Genomic DNA, 18019 nt, shown 5'->3' with positions numbered 1-18019 from the left:
TCTGCTTGTGGCTCAAGCGTATTCGACTTCCCAGCGCTTGATGCCGTTGAGCCAGCCGGTGCGCAGCCGCACCGGATCGGCGACCTGGCGCAGGTTCGGCATCGCGTCGGCGATCGCATTGAACATCAGATCGATCTCCAGGCGGGCCAGATTGGCGCCCACGCAGTAGTGCGTGCCGGTGCCGCCGAAGCCGACGTGCGGGTTCGGGTTGCGCAGCACGTCGAAGCGGAACGGGTCGGTGAAGGCGTCTTCGTCGAAGTTGGCCGAGCTGTAGAACAAGCCGACCCGCTGGCCCTTCTTGATCTGCTGCCCGCCCAGCTCCAGATCGCGGGTGGCGGTGCGCTGGAAGGCGGTCACCGGGGTGGCCCAGCGGACGATCTCGTCGGGGGCGGTGCGCGGGCGCTGCTGCTTGTAGAGCTCCCACTGCTCGGGGTTGTCGACGAAGGCCTTCATGCCGTGGGTGATCGAGTTGCGGGTGGTCTCGTTGCCCGCGACCGCGAGCAGGATGACGAAGAAGGCGAACTCGTCGGAGCCAAGGTGCTCGCCGTCGACATCGGCGTTCACCAGCTGGGTGACGATATCGGCGGCCGGGCACCCGCGCCGCTGCTCGGCCATGTTCCAGGCGTAGCCCATCACCTCGGCGGTGGCGGTGTGATGGTTGCCCTCGAATTCCGGATCGTCGTAGGAGATCATCTGATTGGTCCAGTCGAAGATCTTGCGGCGATCCTCCTGCGGCACGCCGAGCAGCTCGGCGATCGCCTGGAGCGGCAGTTCCACGGCCACCTGCTCGACGAAGTCGCCGCGCCCGGACTTCTTGGCCTCGTGCACGATGCGCTCGGCGCGCTCGGTCAGCGCCGCGCGCAGGTTCTCCACCGCGCGCGGGGTGAAACCCTTCGACACGATCCGGCGGATCTTGGTGTGCTGCGGCGGATCCAGATTCAGCATCAGCATATTGCCGAGCATGTCGATCTGCTCGCGGGTGGTCTCCTCGTTGAACCGGATGATCGCGGTGTTCTCGTGCGAGGAGAAGTCGTCCGGGTTCTTGGAGATCTCCTTGATATCGGCCAGTTTCGAGACCACCCAGTAGCCGCCGTCGTCGAAGCCGCTGGCCCGGTCGGGCTGCGCGCACCACCACACCGGCGCGGTGCGGCGCAGCTCGGCGAATTCCTCGACGGGCAGTCGGGAAGCCAGCAGATCGGGATCGGTGAAATCGAATCCTGCCGGGATGTTCGGGCTGATCACGGGTGTCTCCTCCGGTCCGTCACGCGGCCCTCGCCGGTGATGTAGAACACGTTCTGGGACCATGAAACCACGCCGCACCCATTTGTGAACAGTGTTTAGTAATACCCGTTAACTAATGGGGTGGACGAGGCGTTTCCGGCCGTTCGCCGACCGGTCGCCCGCGATGTGGGCAAGATGGCCGGGTGGACCTGCCGTTCTTGCGTGCGCACCCGCACCTGCTGCCGACCTTCCTGGCCCATCAGCGGCTGCGCACCACGCCGGTCGCGGGCGGATCGATCGCCGTCGCCGAGCGGATCGTGCTCGACGACGGCACCCACCTGTTCCTCAAGACCTGGCCCGGCGGGGTCTCGGCCGCCCCCACCGGCGAACCCGAGCCCGCACCGCCGGGACTGTTCGCCGCTGAGGCGGCCGGGTTGGACTGGCTGCGCGTGCCCGGCGGTGTCGCGGTGCCCGAGGTCTACGCGTCGACCGACGACCTGCTGCTCCTGGCCTGGATCGACCACGCCGAGCCGACCGTGGCCGCCGCCGAACGGTTCGGCGCCGCCCTCGCCATCACTCACCAGGCAGGTGCCGCCCGCTTCGGCGTGGCAGGCCCGCTCGCCACCGGCGCCCTACCTGCCACCGGCGCTGCGTCCGCCGCTGGTGCTGCGTCCGCCATGAGCGCCGGTACGCGGCCCGCCGCCGACATCATGTCCACCGCCGGTACGTCGGGCATCTGCCCTCAGGCAGGGTTCCTCGCGGGCCTCCCCCTGGACAACACTCCCGGCGACGACTGGCCCACCTGGTTTCGTGAGCGCCGCATCCTCCCGTATCTGAAGCTCGCCGTCGACGCGGGCGCCCTCGACCCCGCCGACGCCAGGCTGGTCGAATCCCTCCACATCGAGGCACCCACCGAACCCCCGTCCCGCATCCACGGCGACCTCTGGCCCGGCAATATCCTCTGGGGCCGCGCCGACACCCCCTGGCTCATCGACCCCGCCGCCCACGGAGGCCACCGCGAAACCGACCTCGCCACCCTCTTCCTCTTCGGCGGCGCGCCTCACCTACCGCGAATCCTGGCTGCCTACAACGATATCCATCCCCTGGCACCCGACTGGCGCTCACGAATCGCCTTGCATCAGCTGCCCATCCTGCTCGTCCACGCCATCCTCTTCGGCCGCTCGTACCGCTCGGCTGTCCTGGACGCGGCGTCGCATTACCAAGCGGCGAGGGGAGCGGAGTCCCGCTACTAGGCGGCCATGGGCGCGGCGTCTCACTGTTGGGCGGCCGGGCGTCGGGGCCACGGCCACAGCGTCCGCCTCCGCGTCACCGCCCTGGCTCAGACGAATCGGCCCGCTGACGTCGGTACGCTGGTCTCGGTGACCACCACGGCGATGGGCTTCATCCAGATCGGCGTCGTCGCGCTCGCGCTACTCCTGCGGCTCACCGCGACCGGCTGGTTCGCCATCATCGCCGTCATCGTCAGCGCCGTCAGCCTGGGTCTGCTGCCCGTCATTGTGTTCGGGCCGTTGATCTTCGCCGGATTCGTCGCCCCGCCGATCTGGCCGCTGCTCGTCGTCACCGACATTCTGCTGCTGATGTGCGCGCTGACCTTGGAAGACGGCGGCGACAACGAATCCACCAGCCCACTGGAAGTGCTCACCGGGCGCGGTGGTGGCCTCGTGGCCGAGAAGGTATTCCGCTACTGCGTGGTCGCGTACCTGATCACCCTGCCGCTGCTGGTGATCGGGACGTTGGCGGCCCCGGGATGAACAGGTAGCGGCACTCGACTCACCGCCACGATCCGCGAGTTCATCCGGTTGGCGACGGAGACGGTGTCGGCGGCAGCTGTGGCGACGCTCAGTGCATCGATGCGCAGGGCCCGACGTGAGTCGCGGTAGTCACCGGTGCGTCGGTGCACTCCCGGTTTCGGACGCGGCGGGGCCTATCGGCGAGAACGCGGGCCCGATGCGTGGGTATCGGCGAGGCGCTGATGCCAGGAACCGATGACAGTGGCGGTGATACCGACGATCAGGACGAGAAGACCGGGGTGGAAGGTGATCGCGGGTTCGGTGGAGCTCACCATGCCCCGGACGAGCGAGAAGCCGAGCGCCAGCGCCACCACCGTGCCGATGGCCTCGGCCAGGGCGAGACCGGCGAGCCATATTTGAATACTGTTGGAGCGCAATCGATCCGGGGTGATCGCATCGGCAGCCAGCACGATCGCGCCGAGAAAGAGCAGGGGAATACCGGGCGCGCCTGCCTCCCGCAGATCCCACAGCGAGTAGCTCGGTGCCCCGCGGCTTCGGCCGATCGTGAACAGGGGAAGCCACAGGGCGGCGAGGGTGGTCACCGCGCCGAGTAGGGTGGCCGCGCGGGAGCCTCCCTGCATCCTTTCACCGAGAACCGGCATCCAAGCTTCAGACACCGGGTCAGCCTAGCCTGGACGGCGAATGGTCAGCGGGGGACGAGGTGGGCATGCCCGGCCTCCTGGCGGTGCACGCCGGGTTCGGGTAGCCGGTGGGCCGACGGTCCGCGATGAGTTTGTGAGCCCGGCCCCGTCTTATCGAGCGGAAGACATAACCCACCGCACCATGTACCGAGGAGAGATCGATGAGGAAGATCACCGCAGGCCTGTTCATGTCCCTCGACGGCGTGATCGCCGACCCGCAGGACTGGCACTTCCCCTACTTCGACGACGCCATGGGCGCCGCGGTCGACGCGCAGCTCGGGAGCGCGGACACCCTGCTGCTCGGCCGCGTCACCTACGACAGCTTCGCCGAGGCGTGGCCGGTCCGGGAGGCCGAGGGCGGTCCCGACGCCGTCTTCGCGAAGAAGCTGGGTGACGCCCGCAAGCTCGTGGTGACCCACCAGGACCGGGACTACACCTGGCGCAACTCCGAGCGCCTCGACGGCGAGCTGACCGAGACCGCCGCCGCGCTGCGGAACGAGCAGGGCGGAGACATCGCCATCAGCGGCTCGGTCTCGGTGGTCCGTCAGCTGCTGGCCGCGGGCCTGCTCGACGAACTCCACCTGCTCGTACACCCGATCGCCGTCGGCAAGGGCGAGCGCCTGTTCGAGGACGGCACCACGATCCCCCTCCGCCTGCTTTCCTCGGAAGCCTTCACAACCGGCGTCCTGCACCTGGTCTACACCAGCGACCCCGCCGCCCCCGGCGGCTCCTACGACGACGCGAAAACCCATCTCGCGCAGGAGTAGTCACGACACGACGAAGGCCGCCTTCATCGCCAGGATGAAGGCGGCCTTCGTAGGACCGGGGGAGGTCAGCGGGCGAAGAGGAGGGCTCGCTTGACTTCCTGGATGGCCTTGGTGACCTCGATGCCGCGGGGGCACGCGTCGGTGCAGTTGAAGGTGGTGCGGCAGCGCCAGACGCCTTCGACGTCGTTGAGGATGTCGAGGCGCTCGCGGGCGGCTTCGTCGCGGCTGTCGAAGATGAAGCGGTGGGCGTTCACGATCGCGGCCGGGCCGAAGTAGCTGCCGTCGCTCCAGTACACGGGGCAGGAGGTGGTGCAGCAGGCGCACAGGATGCACTTGGTGGTGTCGTCGAAGCGGGCGCGGTCGTGCTGGGACTGGATGCGCTCGCGGGTGGGCTCGTTACCCGAGGTGATCAGGTACGGCTTCACGGCACGGAACGCGTCGAAGAACGGCTCCATGTCGACGATGAGGTCCTTCTCCACGGGCAGGCCGCGGATGGGCTCGACGGTCATGGTGAGGGTCTTGTCGCCCTTGGGCAGCAGGTCCTTCATCAGCACCTTGCAGGCCAGCCGGTTCACGCCGTTGATCCGCATCGCGTCCGAACCGCACACACCGTGGGCGCAGGAGCGCCGGAAGGTGAGGGTGCCGTCCAGGTAGGACTTGATGTAGATCAGCACGTTGAGGAAGCGGTCGGTCGGCAGGACCGGCACCTGGAACGAATCCCAGTAGGCGCCCTTGTCGTCCTCGGTGCTGAACCGGGCCACCTTGACGGTGACCATGACCGAGCCCTCGGGAACGGGCGCGGGCTTCTGCGTGGTGGGTTCGGCTACAGCAGTCATCAGTACTTACGCTCCATCGGCTCGTAGCGGGTCTGCACCACCGGCTTGAAGTCGAGGCGGATCTCGGAGATGAGCTCCGGGCCCTCCTTGTAGGCCATGGTGTGCCGCATGAAGTTCACGTCGTCGCGATCCGGGTAGTCCTCGCGGGCGTGACCGCCACGCGATTCCTTGCGGTTGAGCGCGCCGACGACGGTGACCTCGGCCAGCTCGAGCAGGAAGCCCAGCTCGACGGCCTCGAGCAGGTCGCTGTTGTAGCGCTTGCCCTTGTCCTGCACCGTGATCCGGGTGTAGCGCTCCTTGAGCACGTGGATGTCGGTGAGGGCCTGCTTGAGGGTGTCCTCGGTGCGGAACACGGCGGCGTTCATGTCCATCGTGTACTGCAGTTCGGTGCGGATGTCGGCCACGCGCTCGTTGCCGTGGTCGGACAGGATCAGCGTCAGCCAGTCCTGCACCATCTGCGCCGGGTTCTCCGGCATCTCGACGAACTCGGTGCGGTTGGCGTACTCCGCGGCGGCGATGCCCGCGCGGCGGCCGAAGACATTGATGTCGAGCAGCGAGTTGGTGCCCAGACGATTCGCGCCGTGCACGGAGACACAGGCGCACTCACCGGCGGCGTAGAGGCCGGGGACCACGTCGGTGTTGTTGCGCAGCACCTCACCACGGATGCGGGTGGGGATACCGCCCATCACGTAGTGGCAGGTCGGCATGACCGGCACGAGCTCCTTGACCGGGTCGACGCCCAGGTAGGTGCGCGCGAACTCGGTGATGTCGGGCAGCTTCTCCTCGAGCACGTCCTCGCCGAGGTGGGTCACGTCGATGTAGACGTAGTCCTTGTTCGGCCCGGCGCCACGGCCTTCCAGCACCTCGAGCACCATCGAGCGGGCGACGATGTCACGCGGCGCGAGGTCCTTGATGGTGGGGGCGTAGCGCTCCATGAAGCGCTCGCCGGAGGCGTTGCGCAGGATGCCACCTTCACCACGGACCGCCTCGGAGATGAGGATGCCCAGGCCCGCGAGGCCTGTCGGGTGGAACTGGTGGAACTCCATGTCCTCGAGCGGCAGGCCCTTGCGGAACACGATCGCCATGCCGTCACCGGTCAGCGTGTGCGCGTTCGAGGTGGTCTTGTACATGCGGCCCGAGCCGCCGGTGGCGAACACGATCGACTTCGCGTGGAAGACGTGGATCTCGCCGGTGGCCAGCTCGTAGGCGACGACGCCGGTGGCGACGGGGCCCCGGTCGGACTCGGTCATCACCAGGTCGAGCACGTAGAACTCGTTGTAGAACTCCACGTCGTGCTTGACGCAGTTCTGGTAGAGCGTCTGCAGGATCATGTGACCGGTGCGGTCGGCGGCATAACACGCGCGACGCACGGGCGCCTTGCCGTGGTCACGGGTGTGACCACCGAAACGACGCTGGTCGATCTTGCCCTCGGGCGTGCGGTTGAACGGCAGGCCCATCTTCTCCAGGTCCATCACCGCGTCGATGGCCTCCTTGGCCATGATCTCCGCGGCGTCCTGGTCGACGAGGTAGTCGCCACCCTTGACGGTGTCGAAGGTGTGCCACTCCCAGTTGTCTTCTTCGACGTTGGCCAGCGCGGCGCACATGCCACCCTGTGCCGCGCCGGTGTGGCTGCGGGTCGGGTAGAGCTTGGTCAGGACCGCGGTGCGAGCCCGGGGGCCCGCCTCGATCGCCGCGCGCATGCCCGCGCCACCGGCGCCGACGATGACGACGTCGTAGCGATGCTCCTGAATCGGACGGGATTCACTCATGCGAGGTGGCCTGTTCCTAACCGGTGATGTTGGGGTCGAAGGTGAAGATGACGTACGTGCCGACGCTCATCACCAGGATCATCGAGACCGCGAGCACGGTCTTGAGCCAGAACCGGGTGGAGTCCTTGCGGGAGTAGTCATCGATGACGGTGCGCAGACCGTTGCCGCCGTGCAGCTGGGCCAGCCAGAGCATGCTCAGGTCCCAGAACTGCCAGAACGGGCTGGACCAGCGACCGGCGATGAAGGCGAAGTTCAGCCGGTTCACGCCGCCGTCGATCATCAGCATGATGAACATGTGGCCGATCACCAGCACGATCAGCAGCAGGCCGGAGAAGCGCATGAACAGCCACGCGTACTTCTCGAAGTTGCCGTTGGTCGAGGCCCGCGGCGAGCGGGGGGCGTCGAGGCTGGCCGGGCGGTCGTAGGACTTGCCGAGGACAGGTGCAGACATATCAGTGCTCCGTCAGCAGGTAGAAGAACTGGCGGCCGACGCCCGCGGCGGCGACCAGAACCCAGATGGTCAGCACGATCCACAGCATCTGCTTCTGGAAGCGCGGGCCCTGCGACCAGAAGTCGACCAGGATCAGGCGGACGCCGTTGAGCGCGTGGTAGAGCACCGCGACGACCAGGCCCATCTCCATGAGGGCGACCAGCGGCGTCTTGTAGATCTCGATCGCGTGGTCGTAGGTTTCGGGGCTGACCCGGACCAGCGCGGTGTCCAGCACGTGGACGAAGAGGAAGAAGAACAGCATGACACCGGTGATCCGGTGCAGCGCCCACGACCACATGCCCGGGTCGCCGCGGTACAGCGTCTTGCGCTTCGGCTGGGCCGGAGCCGGAGCTTCTATCGTGCTCATAGAGTGCGGTGCCTCCAACGTCGTTGATGGACCCGGTCACAGATCCGACGCCGGCATGCGTGGAGAGGCAAATGCCCAGGTGGCTGCGCTGTGTTCTCGAGCGCTGGCCCGCCGCCGGGAACCTGAACCGATCTTCGGTGAACTCTAATCCTCTCTGTTTCGCGGAACTAATTCGGCGTGCCGCGCGTTGCGTGCGAAACGGCCGAGTTAGGTTTACCTTTCTCGTTGCCGGATACTGGTGCGCGGGCCCGTTCATCGACGTGTCCGGCGTGATCGGCCGGAGGTTCGCGATGCCCGAAATCGACTGGAATACCTTGCATGACAAGGCAATTCAGGCTATGCGTCAGGCGTATGCGCCTTACTCGGGATTCCCGGTTGGCGCCGCTGCTCTCACCGCGGACGGGCGAATTGTGAGCGGATGCAATGTGGAAAATGTCTCATATGGACTAACGCTGTGTGCCGAATGTGTACTCGTCGGTAACTTATTCGCGACGGGTGGCGGGCGTCTCATCGCGGTGTCGGTGAGCGATTCCCGGGGGGAAATCCTGATGCCGTGTGGGCGGTGCCGCCAGCTGCTGTTCGAGCACGGGGGCGCGGAGCTGCTCGTGGCGCACGCGCAGGGGTCGGTGACGCTGGCCGAACTGCTGCCCCATGCGTTCGGGCCCGATGATCTCGCGGCCGGTCGGACTGACAAAGGCCGGTAACCACTGATTTAGTGAGCACATGGGTAACTCGCCGGGGACGAACGAACGCTCTACCCACCTGCCGCCGGTCGCCAGCGCAAGCCCGCCCGCTGCTGAGTCTGGCCTGACGGCGCGGGGAGGCGGAACAGCACTCAACGCGGTTTCGGTCATCAGGAGTAAGCGCGACGGTGGGGAGCTCACCGACCAGCAGATCGACTGGGTGGTGGACGGGTTCACCCGGGGGATCGTGGCCGACGAGCAGATGTCGGCGCTGGCCATGGCCATCCTGCTGCGTGGGATGACCCGGCGCGAGACGGCCCGGTGGACGGCGGCGATGATCGCCTCGGGCAGCCGGATGGACTTCACCGACCTGCCCCGGCCCACCGTCGACAAGCATTCGACCGGTGGCGTCGGTGACAAGATCACCCTGCCGCTGGCGCCGCTGGTGGCGGCCTGTGGGGCGGCGGTGCCGCAGCTGTCCGGGCGCGGGCTCGGGCACACCGGCGGCACGCTGGACAAACTCGAGTCGATCCCGGGCTGGCGGGCCGATGTCAGCGTGCCGAGGATGCGCGAGATCCTGGCCGACCCGGCGATCGGGGCGGTGGTCTGCGCGGCCGGTGCCGAGCTGGCCCCCGCCGACAAGCGGCTCTACGCGCTGCGCGATGTCACCGGCACGGTCGAGTCGATCCCGCTGATCGCGAGCTCGATCATGAGCAAGAAGATCGCCGAGGGCACCGCGGCGCTGGTACTCGACGTCAAGGTGGGTTGCGGGGCGTTCCTGAAGACTCTCGACGAGGCCAGGGAACTCGCCACCGCCATGGTCGAACTCGGCCGCGACGCCGGAGTGCGCACGGTCGCGCTGCTCACCGCCATGGACACCCCGCTCGGGCGGACGGCGGGCAACGCGCTGGAAGTGGCCGAATCGGTCGAGGTGCTGGCCGGTGGCGGACCGGCCGACGTGGTCGAGCTGACGCTCACGTTGGCTCGCGAGATGGTCGAGCAGGCCGGGCTGGACGTGGATCCGGCCCGAGTGCTGGCCGACGGCCGGGCGATGGACCACTGGCACGCGATGATCCGGGCCCAGGGCGGCGACCCGGCGGCCGCCCTGCCGACCGCCCGGCACACCGAGATCGTCCGGGCCGAATCCACCGGCGTGCTGACCCGGCTCGACGCGATGGGCGTTGGGCTGGCCGCCTGGCGATTGGGCGCGGGCCGGGCCCGGCAGGGCGAGGCCGTCCAGGCGGGCGCCGGGGTCGAGATGCATGCCAAGCCGGGGGACACGGTCGTGGCCGGTCAGCCGCTGCTCACCCTGCACACCGACACTCCCGACGCCTTCGCCGACGCGCTGCGGTCGCTGGCGGGCACGGTGACGATCGAGACGAACCCGGACGGCAAACCGGGCGAGCTGATTCTCGACCGCATCGGCTGACGCGCACCGCGGCTGATCTCGCCGGGCGCGAGCCGTACTGTGCACCCCACCGCATGCCGCCGACGCGCCGCGCGTGCTCGACGGCACGGTGGCGATCGAGGTCGAGCCGGACGGCAACCGGGCGCGCTGGCGTTCGAGCGGATCGGGACCGCGGATGCGTCGCGGGGACGCGGACTCCCGGCTAACGTTTCCGTATGACTGGACCGATGCCCCTCGACCTCGCTTCGATCCGCCAAGCCCCGAAGGCCCTGCTGCATGATCACCTCGACGGTGGTCTGCGCCCGGCGACGGTGCTCGAGCTCGCCGCGGACTGCGGCTACGACCAGCTACCCGCCGACGACGCCGAGAGTCTCGGCGCCTGGTTCCGCGATGCCGCCGACAGCGGCTCGCTCGAACGCTATCTGGAGACCTTCGCCCACACCGTGGCCGTGATGCAGACACCGGAGGGTCTGCGGCGGGTGGCCAGGGAGTGCGCGATCGACCTGGCCGCCGACGGCGTGGTCTACGCCGAGGTGCGCTTCGCGCCCGAACAGCATCTGGAGAAGGGGCTCACGCTCGACGAGGTCGTCGAGCACACCCTCGCCGGATTCCGGGAGGGTGAGGCAATCGCGGCTGAGCGGGGCCAGGTCATCCGGGTGACCTGTCTGCTCACCGCCATGCGGCACGCGGCCCGCTCGCGCGAGATCGCTGAGCTCACGGTGCGTTTCCGCGATGCGGGCGTGGGTGGGTTCGATATCGCGGGTGCCGAGGCCGGGTTCCCGCCCACCCGGCACCTCGACGCCTTCGAATACCTGCGGGCCAACCACGCGCACTTCACGATCCACGCGGGCGAGGCCTTCGGGCTGCCGTCGATCCACGAGGCCTTGGCCTTCTGCGGCTGCGACCGGCTGGGACACGGCGTGCGAATCACCGACGACATCAGCGTCCCCGGTGCGATCGAGGATGCTCAGCTCGGGCTGGTCGCGAACTATGTGCGCGATATGCGGGTGCCGCTGGAACTGTGTCCGTCGTCGAATGTGCAGACCGGCGCGGTGCCCTCGCTGGACAAGCACCCCTTCGACCTGCTGGCCCGGCTGCGCTTCCGCGTCACGGTCAATACCGACAACCGGCTGATGAGCGATACCAGTATGAGCGAGGAGATGCTCAAGCTGGTCGAGACCTTCGGCTACGGCTGGAGCGATCTGGAGCGCTTCACGATCAACGCGATGAAGTCGGCGTTCATCCCGTTCCCGGACCGGTTGAAGATCATCGACGAGGTGATCAAGCCCGGTTACGCGGTGCTGCTGGGCTGAGACGCGAGCAGGGGCGGCACCGGATCGGCACCGCCCCTGCTCGCGCGTCGGGTCCTACTCGCTGACCAGGCGGGCCTCGAAGGCGCGCTGCAGGTCACGGAAGGACTGGGCCTCGCTGGCGAACGGCGGGTTGGGCGCCATCCGGTTGGGGTCCGGGTTGAGCAGGTAGGAGACGTACCAGCCCAGCGGGTTGGATGAGGCCAGCGCCTGCTCCACGCTGTCGTCGCCGGCGTAGTCGGCCGCGTCGCTGATCAGTTCCACCACCAGGTCGAGCTGTTCGATATCGACCGCCTGAGGGCCCTCGGCCAGGTCGTCGACCAGGCCGGTGAGCACGTAGACGTTCTCGTCGGTCACCTCGATCTCGAGCGAACCGTCGACCGCGGCGGTCTGCACCTCGGCGAAGGTGGAGACCCGGGCCAGCTCGTGCTCGTGATCGTCGGCCAGGTAGCGGGCCAGCGCGCGCTCGGAGCCGAAGACGGTGATGGAGCGGCCGTCACCGAGGAAGATCGGCTCGTCGTCGAGGTAGCAGCGCAGTGTGTAGTGCTCGCCGTCGGAGGTGACGATCTTGACCGGGTCGATGCCGACCTCGTGCCAGAACGACTCGTCCTCCTCGTCCTCGTCCTCGGCGGTGAGGTCGACGTTCTCGAACTCCTCGTCCTCGTCGGCGGCGTCGTCGGCGTCGACCTCGTTCTCCTCGGCGGCCAGCAGCTCCGCCTCGGCCACCGCGACCGCGGCCGCGTCGACCTCGGGCGTGGTGACCACGCCGTCGATGGCGTCGAGCACGTCGTCCCAGCCCTTGACGATGGCGGCACCGAGCTGATCCCACAGCTCCTCGCCGTCGCGTCCCGCGTAGGTGCGGACGCCCCCGGCGAGGGTCTCGAGCACCGCGTTGTCCTCGAAGAACTTGATGACGGGCTCGAGCTCGCAGACCTCGCCGATATTGCGCACCATCGCGAGGGTGTCCTCGAGCTCGCCGACGACCTCGGCGTCCGGGTCGCCCGCGGCCAGCTCCGGCACCGCGACCAGATCGAAGCTGAAGTTCTCCTCCGGCTCCAGCTCGGCCGCCGACAGCCCGGCGACCACCGCCCACGACGGATGGTCGACGAGGTCGTTGTCGGAGTTGGTGCGGATGAACGCCGCCAGCTCCGCCACCGACTCGAAACCGTAGAGGTCGTCCTCGTGACCGAGGAACGCCTCCCAGTCGTCGTCACCGTCGCGCCAGCGCGGAGCCCACAGGGTGACGAGATCGCCATCGGTCAGACCGAGCTCGATCGGGACGATGTCTCCAGAAGCCATGACGCGAAGCCTATCGAGCTTCAGCGCCGGGCACTATCCGGCCCGGGTGCTAATTGTCCGTCCGGCTGCCCGGCGCCTCCGGTGAGCGATTCGTTCAGTGTCGCAATGATGTTGGAACGCTCGGCTCCGGCGGTCTCGGTGGCCTGCTTGCAGGCCGAGAGGATGAGCTGTGCGGCCTCGGCGGGGGCCAGGGCGGTGATGCCCTCGTCCAGTGACAGCGCCACCAGGGCGCCGTCGCTGTTCACCTCGGCGGTGACCAGCCCGTCCTCGGTGGTGAAACGCCCGTTGACCTGCTTCAACCCGTAGAGCGCGGCCTCCAGCGCCTCGAGTTTTCCGGTGACCCCGGCGACCAGGGCGTCCATTTCCGCGCTCACAGCGGCCTCATCCAACTCGTCTGGCCGGTATCGGCGTCGTCGATGCGGTCGAGCTCCTCGACCGCCTGGCGCCTGGTCGGCAGGTTCATCTTGTCGAGCAGCTGATCGGGGATCTGGGCCTGCTCGCTGTAGACCTCGCGCAGGCGCGCGGCGGCGGCGATGGTCGAGCGCTTGGTCAGGCGCAGGATCTCATCGGCCAGCGCCTGCGCACCGTACTGGTACTCGCTGCGCTCGAACTTGATCGCGATCGGCAGGCCCATGCTGGTCGCGCGGACCGAGATGGTGCCCGACCGGTTGCTGCTGACCGCGGTCTCCACATTGGGGACCTCGGGCATCGGCGCGCCGGTCATTCGGTCGGCCTGTAGAAGCCGTAGAACTCCATACCACTGTTCTCCGTTCGGATGGAACTGATCGAGACCGGGTCGCCGGCCTCGACGAGCTGCCCGTTACCGACCACCATGGCGACATGGCCGTCCCATACGGCGAGGTCGCCCGGTTGCAGGTCACCGGGGGAAACCTGGGGGTGTCCGATGTGCTGTTCCTGGGCGAGCCGGGGCAGTTCGACGCCCGCCTCGCCGTAGGCGTACTTGGTGAGACCACTGCAGTCGATGCCCGAGGTGGGATCGTTGCCGCCCCAGACATACGGGGTGCCGCAGGCGCCGATGGCCGCGCGGACGGCGGTGGCGGCCTCCTCGTTGGGGGCCTCGACCACGCTGCCGTCGGGCAGGGTGATCTTGACGCCGGTGCCGTCACCCGTGGAACCGGTGGTGGTGCCGGGCGTGGTGGTGGTCGTCTTGCCGCCGTTGGTGGTGGTGCTCTTGGTGGAGGTGTCACCGCTGGTGGTCATCAGCGACGACACCGTGGAACCGACCGTGCTGAGCAGCGAACCGCCGGTGCTGGTCGCGGTGGACAGCAGGCCGGAGCTCACCGTGGAGGCGAGGTTGGTCGCACCGCTGGACACACTGGCCAGCTGGGTGCTCGACGGCGCCGGGGTGAGTTCCTGGATGGCGGCGGTCTGGGTGCCCAGCTCGTCCTGCACCCGGCCGACGACGCCAAGGCCCTGGCCGATGTGGTCGATCGCCGAGCTCACCACGGCGGCCAGGCCGACCGGGGTGCCCAGGGTGGGGCTGAGCGCGGAGACGTCGGTGAGGAAGGACTGGACGATGGTGTCGAGTTCCTTCTGGCCGGTCTGCACGTAGGCGGCGGCCTGGTCGAGCACGGTGGCCATGCCGGTGCCGTTGTCGGACAGGTTGGCCGAGGAGTTCTGCACCCGCAGCGCCTTGGCGGTGGCCGCGTCGACGGCCTGGCCGTCCCACGCGGTGTTGACGTTGTTGATGCTGTTGCGGCCCAGCTGATAGATCTGGTCCAGATTGGTCGAGGTCGCGCGCAGGCCGTCGGAGGCGCCGCCGGTGCCGAGGACACCGGTGCCGAAGCTCGACAGCAGGTCGGCCAGCGGCTGGGCCAGGCCGGAGAGGTCGATCATGCGCCCGCACCCAGGTCGCCCGCGGCCGCGGTGAGCGGGGCGGCGTTGTTGAGGTCGGTGTCGACGAGGGTGGTGGCCGCGCTGGCCGTGGCCGCGCCCATGCTCGCCATCACCGCCGACAACTGGGCGATCGAAGCCACGTGGCCCGCGTGCGCCGCGGAGTAGGCGGTGACGAAGTCACCACCGATCAGGCCCATGACCGGGCCGAGCAGCGTGGGATCGGAGGCCACCGCACCGGCCGCCGCCGTCGCCAGTTCCGCCGACATCGTTCCGGCTTGCGCGCTGTAGGCGACGATGCCCTCGGCATCGGCCGACATCTTCCGCATCGAACTTCCCCCAATCCTCGAGTTTCCGGGCAGAGTACGTCATTCATCAGTTTGGACGCGCCGACGCCGCATTCGGTTCCCTCGAACCCGAAAATTTCCCCAGCGGCCGTACCGGCAACGCCTGGCGACCCTATCGTTTTTTCATGCGCACCGACACTGTCGACCATCCACTCGCCGCGACGCTGCTCACCACCATGCGCGACGCCCGCACCGACAACGCCACTTTCCGCAATGCTCTGGGCGATCTCACCGGCATCCTCATGTACGAGGCGCTGCGCGACGCGCCCGTACTGCGCGAGCCCATCGACACGCCGGTGGCGGTGACCGAGGGCGTGCGCCTGGCCGCCCCGCCGCTGCTGGTCCCGGTGCTGCGCGCGGGCCTGGGCATGGTCTACGCGGCCGCCGAACTGGTGCCGCAGGCGCGGGTCGGTTTCGTCGGCATCGCCCGCGACGAGCAGACCCATCAGCCGGTGCCCTACCTGGAATCGCTGCCCGAGGACCTGACCGGCCTGCCCGTTTTCGTCCTCGACCCGATGCTGGCCACCGGCGGCTCCATGCGCCACACCCTCGACCTCCTGGTCGCCCGCGGCGCCACCGACATCACCGCCGTCTGCGTGGTCGCCGCCCCCGAAGGGATTGCCGCGCTGGCCGACTCGGGCCTGCCGGTCCGCCTGGTCACCGCGGCCGTCGACGAGAAACTCAACGAGAACGCCTACATCGTCCCCGGCCTCGGCGACGCGGGCGACCGCCAATTCGGCCCCCGCTGAACCCGCTGCGGGCGCGTCGTCAGGGCGCCAGGGACCGGCAGTAGTCGGCGAGCGCGTGCAGGCGGACGGACGCGTCGGCGCGCGCCCGGGACAGGGCGGCGTGGCCGGGCACCGGGGTGAAGACCTCCAGGTAGCACTTGAGTTTGGGTTCGGTGCCGGAGGGACGGACGACGAGGCGGAAGTCGTCGGCCTCGAAGATCAGCGCGTCGGTGCGCATGCGGCCGCGGATCTGGGACTGGTCGGTGAATTTCACCGGGGTGCCCGCGATCTCGCTGGGTGGGGTGGCGCGCAATGCGGCGGTGAGGGCGGCCGCGGCGGCCTGGTCGGGCAGGCGCAGGGAGACCTGGCCGCCGGTGTGCAGGCCGAATTCGACGGCGTAGGAGTCGAGTTCGTCGAGCAGGGAGCCTTCCTCGGCGGTGAGCAGGGCGACCAGGTCGGCCGCGGCGACGGCGGCGGAGATGCCGTCCTTGTCGCGGACGGCCGACGGGTCGACGCAGTGGCCGATGGCCTCCTCGTAGGCGTAGACCAGCCCCTCGCCCGCCCTGGCCAGCCATTTGAAGCCGGTCAGCGTCTCGGTGTAGCGGGCCGAGCGCGCCGCCGCCAGCTTCGCCAGCATGCGTGAGGACACCAGCGTGGTGGCCACCAGCGGGTCGGCGGGGCGGGTGCGCAGGACGTAGTCGGCCAGTAGCACGCCGGTCTCGTCGCCGCGCAGCATCCGCCAGCCGTCGGGACCTGGCACGCCGAGGGCGCAGCGGTCGGCGTCGGGGTCGAGGGCGATGGCCAGGTCTGCGTCAACGCGCTCGGCCAGCGCCAGCAGCAGGTCGGCGGCGCCGGGCTCCTCGGGGTTGGGGAAGGCGACCGTGGGGAAGTCGGGGTCGGGGGCGTACTGCTCCTCGACGACGTGCACATCGGTGAACCCGGCCGCCGCCAGGGCACGCACCGCGAGCTCACCGCCGACGCCGTGCAACGCGGTCAACGCGATCCGCACGTCGGCCCGCTCGCCGGGACCACCGAGCCGCCGAGGCACCGTGGCGACCCGGGCCAGATAGCGCTCGACCAGCTCGGCGCCGGATACCGCGTCGGGCCGGTCGGCGGTCGGACCGGTGCCGGATACCGCGTCGGGCCCGTGGGCGGTCGGCCGGGCATCCGGCACCGCGACGGGCTCGCGGGCGATCGGTCCGGTGACCTGTTCGATGCGGTGCTCGATCTCGGTGTCGGCGGGGGCGATGAGCTGGGATCCACCGTCGAGGTAGACCTTGTAGCCGTTGTCGGTGGGGGGATTGTGGGAGGCGGTGATCTGGACGCCCGCCACCGCGCCGAGTTCGCGGACCGCGAAGGCGAGCACCGGGGTGGGGACCGGTTCGGGGAGCAGCGTCACCGGAAAGCCCGCGGCCGTGAAGATCTCGGCGGTGGCCGTGGCGAATTCGGCCGAGCCGTGCCGGGCATCGCGCCCGACGACCACCGCGCCGCCGCCGAGGCAGCGGTCGCGCAGCCAGGCGGCCAGCCCGGCCGTCGCCCGCGAGACCGTCTCCACGTTCATGCCGTCCGGACCGTCGCGCAGCGGTCCGCGCAGGCCCGCCGTCCCGAAACGCAGCATCTACACCCGCTCCAGGATTCCGCGCAGCAGTTTGCCCAGCCGGGGCGCCGCCGCCTGGCCCTCGGCCAGCACCTCCGCGTGCGAGAGGTGCTCGCCGGTGACACCCGCCGCCAGATTGGTGACCAGCGAGATACCCAGCAGCCGGGCCCCGCGCGAACGCGCCTCGATCGCCTCCAGCACCGTCGACATGCCGACCAGATCGGCGCCGACGGTGGCCAGCATGCGGATCTCGGCGGGCGTCTCGTACTGCGGGCCGGTGAGCCCGGCGTAGACGCCGTCGGTGAGGCTCGGGTCGATCTCCCTGGCCAGCGCGCGCAGCTCGGGGTCCCAGGCGTCGACCAGGTCGACGAAGCGCGCGCCTTCGAGGGGGGTGCGCGCGGTGAGGTTGAGGTGATCGGCGATCAGCACCGGCTCGCCCACCCGCAGGCCCGGCCGGATCCCGCCCGCGGCATTGGTGAGCAGCACGATCTCGGCGCCCGCGGCGATCGCGGCGGTGACCGGGTGCACCACCTGCTGGGGCGGGTAGCCCTCGTAGAGGTGCTGGCGGCCCATCAGCAGCAGCACGTCGGTGGCGTCGACCTGGATCGAATGCACCATGCCGCCGTGGCCCTGCGCGCTGGGTTTGCCGAAACCGGGTAACTCCGGCATGGCGATCGAGGCGCGCGGCACGCCGATCTCGGCCGCCGCCTCCTGCCACCCCGATCCCAGCACCACGGCCACGCGATGACGTGGCACTCCCGTACGTTCGGCGATCGCCTGAGCGGCCTGTTCGGCAAGCATGCACGAAGTCTATGGGCGGGTGGCGCGCCCTGTCGCCCCCGCGCTTGCTACCCGCGAGTAATGGGTGGCTGCCAGCGGCGTTTATTCTTC

The 18019-nt window shown here is 69.1% G+C and carries 20 protein-coding genes; 7 read left to right on the top strand and 13 right to left on the bottom strand.

Annotated features, from left to right (window positions below):
- Positions 1-12 precede the first annotated feature (12 nt).
- The gene (locus tag WA675_RS15620; protein WP_336085162.1) at positions 13-1242 is read right to left on the bottom strand and encodes a cytochrome P450; all 1230 of its coding nucleotides are present in this window, start codon (positions 1240-1242) and stop codon (positions 13-15) included.
- Positions 1243-1424: 182 nt separating this feature from the next.
- On the opposite strand from WA675_RS15620, the gene WA675_RS15615 reads away from it, so the two are divergent.
- Together WA675_RS15615 and WA675_RS15610 are read left to right on the top strand one after the other, a co-directional pair.
- Positions 1425-2474: a fructosamine kinase family protein gene (locus WA675_RS15615; RefSeq protein ID WP_336085160.1), complete on the top strand. Its 1050-nt coding sequence runs from the start codon at positions 1425-1427 to the stop codon at positions 2472-2474.
- 126 nt (positions 2475-2600) lie between these two features.
- Positions 2601-2993 carry a hypothetical protein gene (locus WA675_RS15610; protein ID WP_336085159.1) on the top strand — a complete coding sequence of 131 codons (393 nt, stop codon included), beginning with the start codon at positions 2601-2603 and terminating at the stop codon, positions 2991-2993.
- A gap of 173 nt (positions 2994-3166) precedes the next feature.
- Here the strand turns inward: WA675_RS15610 and WA675_RS15605 are convergent, their stop codons facing one another.
- Positions 3167-3574, bottom strand: coding sequence for a hypothetical protein (locus WA675_RS15605; RefSeq protein WP_336085158.1), 408 nt, complete (start codon positions 3572-3574; stop codon positions 3167-3169).
- Between the two features lie 260 nt (positions 3575-3834).
- Here WA675_RS15605 and WA675_RS15600 point away from each other — a divergent pair, with 260 nt between their 5' ends.
- Positions 3835-4440, top strand: coding sequence for a dihydrofolate reductase family protein (locus WA675_RS15600; RefSeq protein WP_336085157.1), 606 nt, complete (start codon positions 3835-3837; stop codon positions 4438-4440).
- 65 nt (positions 4441-4505) lie between these two features.
- Here WA675_RS15600 and WA675_RS15595 read toward each other — a convergent pair whose 3' ends face one another.
- From WA675_RS15595 to sdhC, 4 genes are read right to left on the bottom strand one after another with little or no spacing between them, the layout of a single operon-like run.
- A complete protein-coding gene (locus tag WA675_RS15595; protein WP_336085156.1) occupies positions 4506-5276 on the bottom strand; it encodes a succinate dehydrogenase iron-sulfur subunit in 771 nt (256 codons plus the stop codon).
- Positions 5276-7045 (bottom strand): succinate dehydrogenase flavoprotein subunit, encoded by a 1770-nt coding sequence (gene sdhA, locus WA675_RS15590; RefSeq protein ID WP_336085155.1) that lies wholly within the window; start codon positions 7043-7045, stop codon positions 5276-5278. The genes WA675_RS15595 and sdhA overlap by 1 nt, the downstream gene beginning before the upstream one ends.
- Positions 7046-7061: 16 nt before the next feature.
- On the bottom strand, positions 7062-7496 hold the full coding sequence (locus WA675_RS15585; protein WP_336085154.1) for a succinate dehydrogenase hydrophobic membrane anchor subunit: 435 nt from the start codon (positions 7494-7496) through the stop codon (positions 7062-7064).
- Position 7497: 1 nt separating this feature from the next.
- On the bottom strand, positions 7498-7902 hold the full coding sequence (sdhC, locus tag WA675_RS15580; protein ID WP_336085153.1) for a succinate dehydrogenase, cytochrome b556 subunit: 405 nt from the start codon (positions 7900-7902) through the stop codon (positions 7498-7500).
- 290 nt (positions 7903-8192) lie between these two features.
- Between sdhC and WA675_RS15575 the strand changes: the two genes are divergently transcribed.
- The 3 genes from WA675_RS15575 to WA675_RS15565 all read left to right on the top strand — a co-directional run bounded on the left by WA675_RS15575 (position 8193) and on the right by WA675_RS15565 (position 11306).
- Entirely contained in the window at positions 8193-8606 is a 414-nt protein-coding gene (locus WA675_RS15575) for a cytidine deaminase (RefSeq protein WP_336085152.1), read from the top strand.
- A gap of 19 nt (positions 8607-8625) precedes the next feature.
- Complete coding sequence (locus WA675_RS15570; protein ID WP_336085151.1) at positions 8626-10014, top strand: thymidine phosphorylase; 1389 nt, start codon at positions 8626-8628, stop codon at positions 10012-10014.
- A gap of 194 nt (positions 10015-10208) precedes the next feature.
- A complete protein-coding gene (locus WA675_RS15565; RefSeq protein WP_336085150.1) occupies positions 10209-11306 on the top strand; it encodes an adenosine deaminase in 1098 nt (365 codons plus the stop codon).
- Positions 11307-11360: 54 nt separating this feature from the next.
- On the opposite strand, the gene WA675_RS15560 is transcribed toward WA675_RS15565, so the two are convergent.
- The 5 genes from WA675_RS15560 to WA675_RS15540 are packed head-to-tail and all read right to left on the bottom strand — an operon-like array spanning position 11361 to position 14785.
- On the bottom strand, positions 11361-12602 hold the full coding sequence (locus WA675_RS15560; RefSeq protein WP_336085148.1) for a primosomal protein: 1242 nt from the start codon (positions 12600-12602) through the stop codon (positions 11361-11363).
- Positions 12603-12622: 20 nt separating this feature from the next.
- Positions 12623-12976, bottom strand: a complete 354-nt coding sequence (locus WA675_RS15555; protein ID WP_336085147.1) for a YbaB/EbfC family nucleoid-associated protein — start codon at positions 12974-12976, stop codon at positions 12623-12625.
- A complete protein-coding gene (locus tag WA675_RS15550) occupies positions 12973-13326 on the bottom strand; it encodes a hypothetical protein (RefSeq protein WP_336085146.1) in 354 nt (117 codons plus the stop codon). The genes WA675_RS15555 and WA675_RS15550 overlap by 4 nt, the downstream gene beginning before the upstream one ends.
- The gene (locus WA675_RS15545; RefSeq protein ID WP_336085145.1) at positions 13323-14459 is read right to left on the bottom strand and encodes a C40 family peptidase; all 1137 of its coding nucleotides are present in this window, start codon (positions 14457-14459) and stop codon (positions 13323-13325) included. The genes WA675_RS15550 and WA675_RS15545 overlap by 4 nt, the downstream gene beginning before the upstream one ends.
- Positions 14456-14785 carry a hypothetical protein gene (locus WA675_RS15540; RefSeq protein WP_336085143.1) on the bottom strand — a complete coding sequence of 110 codons (330 nt, stop codon included), beginning with the start codon at positions 14783-14785 and terminating at the stop codon, positions 14456-14458. The genes WA675_RS15545 and WA675_RS15540 overlap by 4 nt, the downstream gene beginning before the upstream one ends.
- A 143-nt stretch (positions 14786-14928) precedes the next feature.
- Between WA675_RS15540 and upp the strand changes: the two genes are divergently transcribed.
- Positions 14929-15552 carry a uracil phosphoribosyltransferase gene (upp, locus tag WA675_RS15535; RefSeq protein ID WP_336085141.1) on the top strand — a complete coding sequence of 208 codons (624 nt, stop codon included), beginning with the start codon at positions 14929-14931 and terminating at the stop codon, positions 15550-15552.
- 19 nt (positions 15553-15571) lie between these two features.
- Here the strand turns inward: upp and WA675_RS15530 are convergent, their stop codons facing one another.
- The gene (locus WA675_RS15530) at positions 15572-17149 is read right to left on the bottom strand and encodes a phospho-sugar mutase (RefSeq protein ID WP_336085140.1); all 1578 of its coding nucleotides are present in this window, start codon (positions 17147-17149) and stop codon (positions 15572-15574) included.
- The gene (locus WA675_RS15525) at positions 17150-17929 is read right to left on the bottom strand and encodes a purine-nucleoside phosphorylase (RefSeq protein WP_336085138.1); all 780 of its coding nucleotides are present in this window, start codon (positions 17927-17929) and stop codon (positions 17150-17152) included.
- Positions 17930-18019: the final 90 nt, after the last annotated feature.

Origin of the sequence: Nocardia sp. SSK8, assembly GCF_037034205.1 — a bacterium.
GTDB lineage: Bacteria > Actinomycetota > Actinomycetes > Mycobacteriales > Mycobacteriaceae > Nocardia.
The sequence above is the reverse complement of the archived record's forward strand: the minus strand, read 5'-3'. Positions and strand labels throughout refer to the sequence as shown.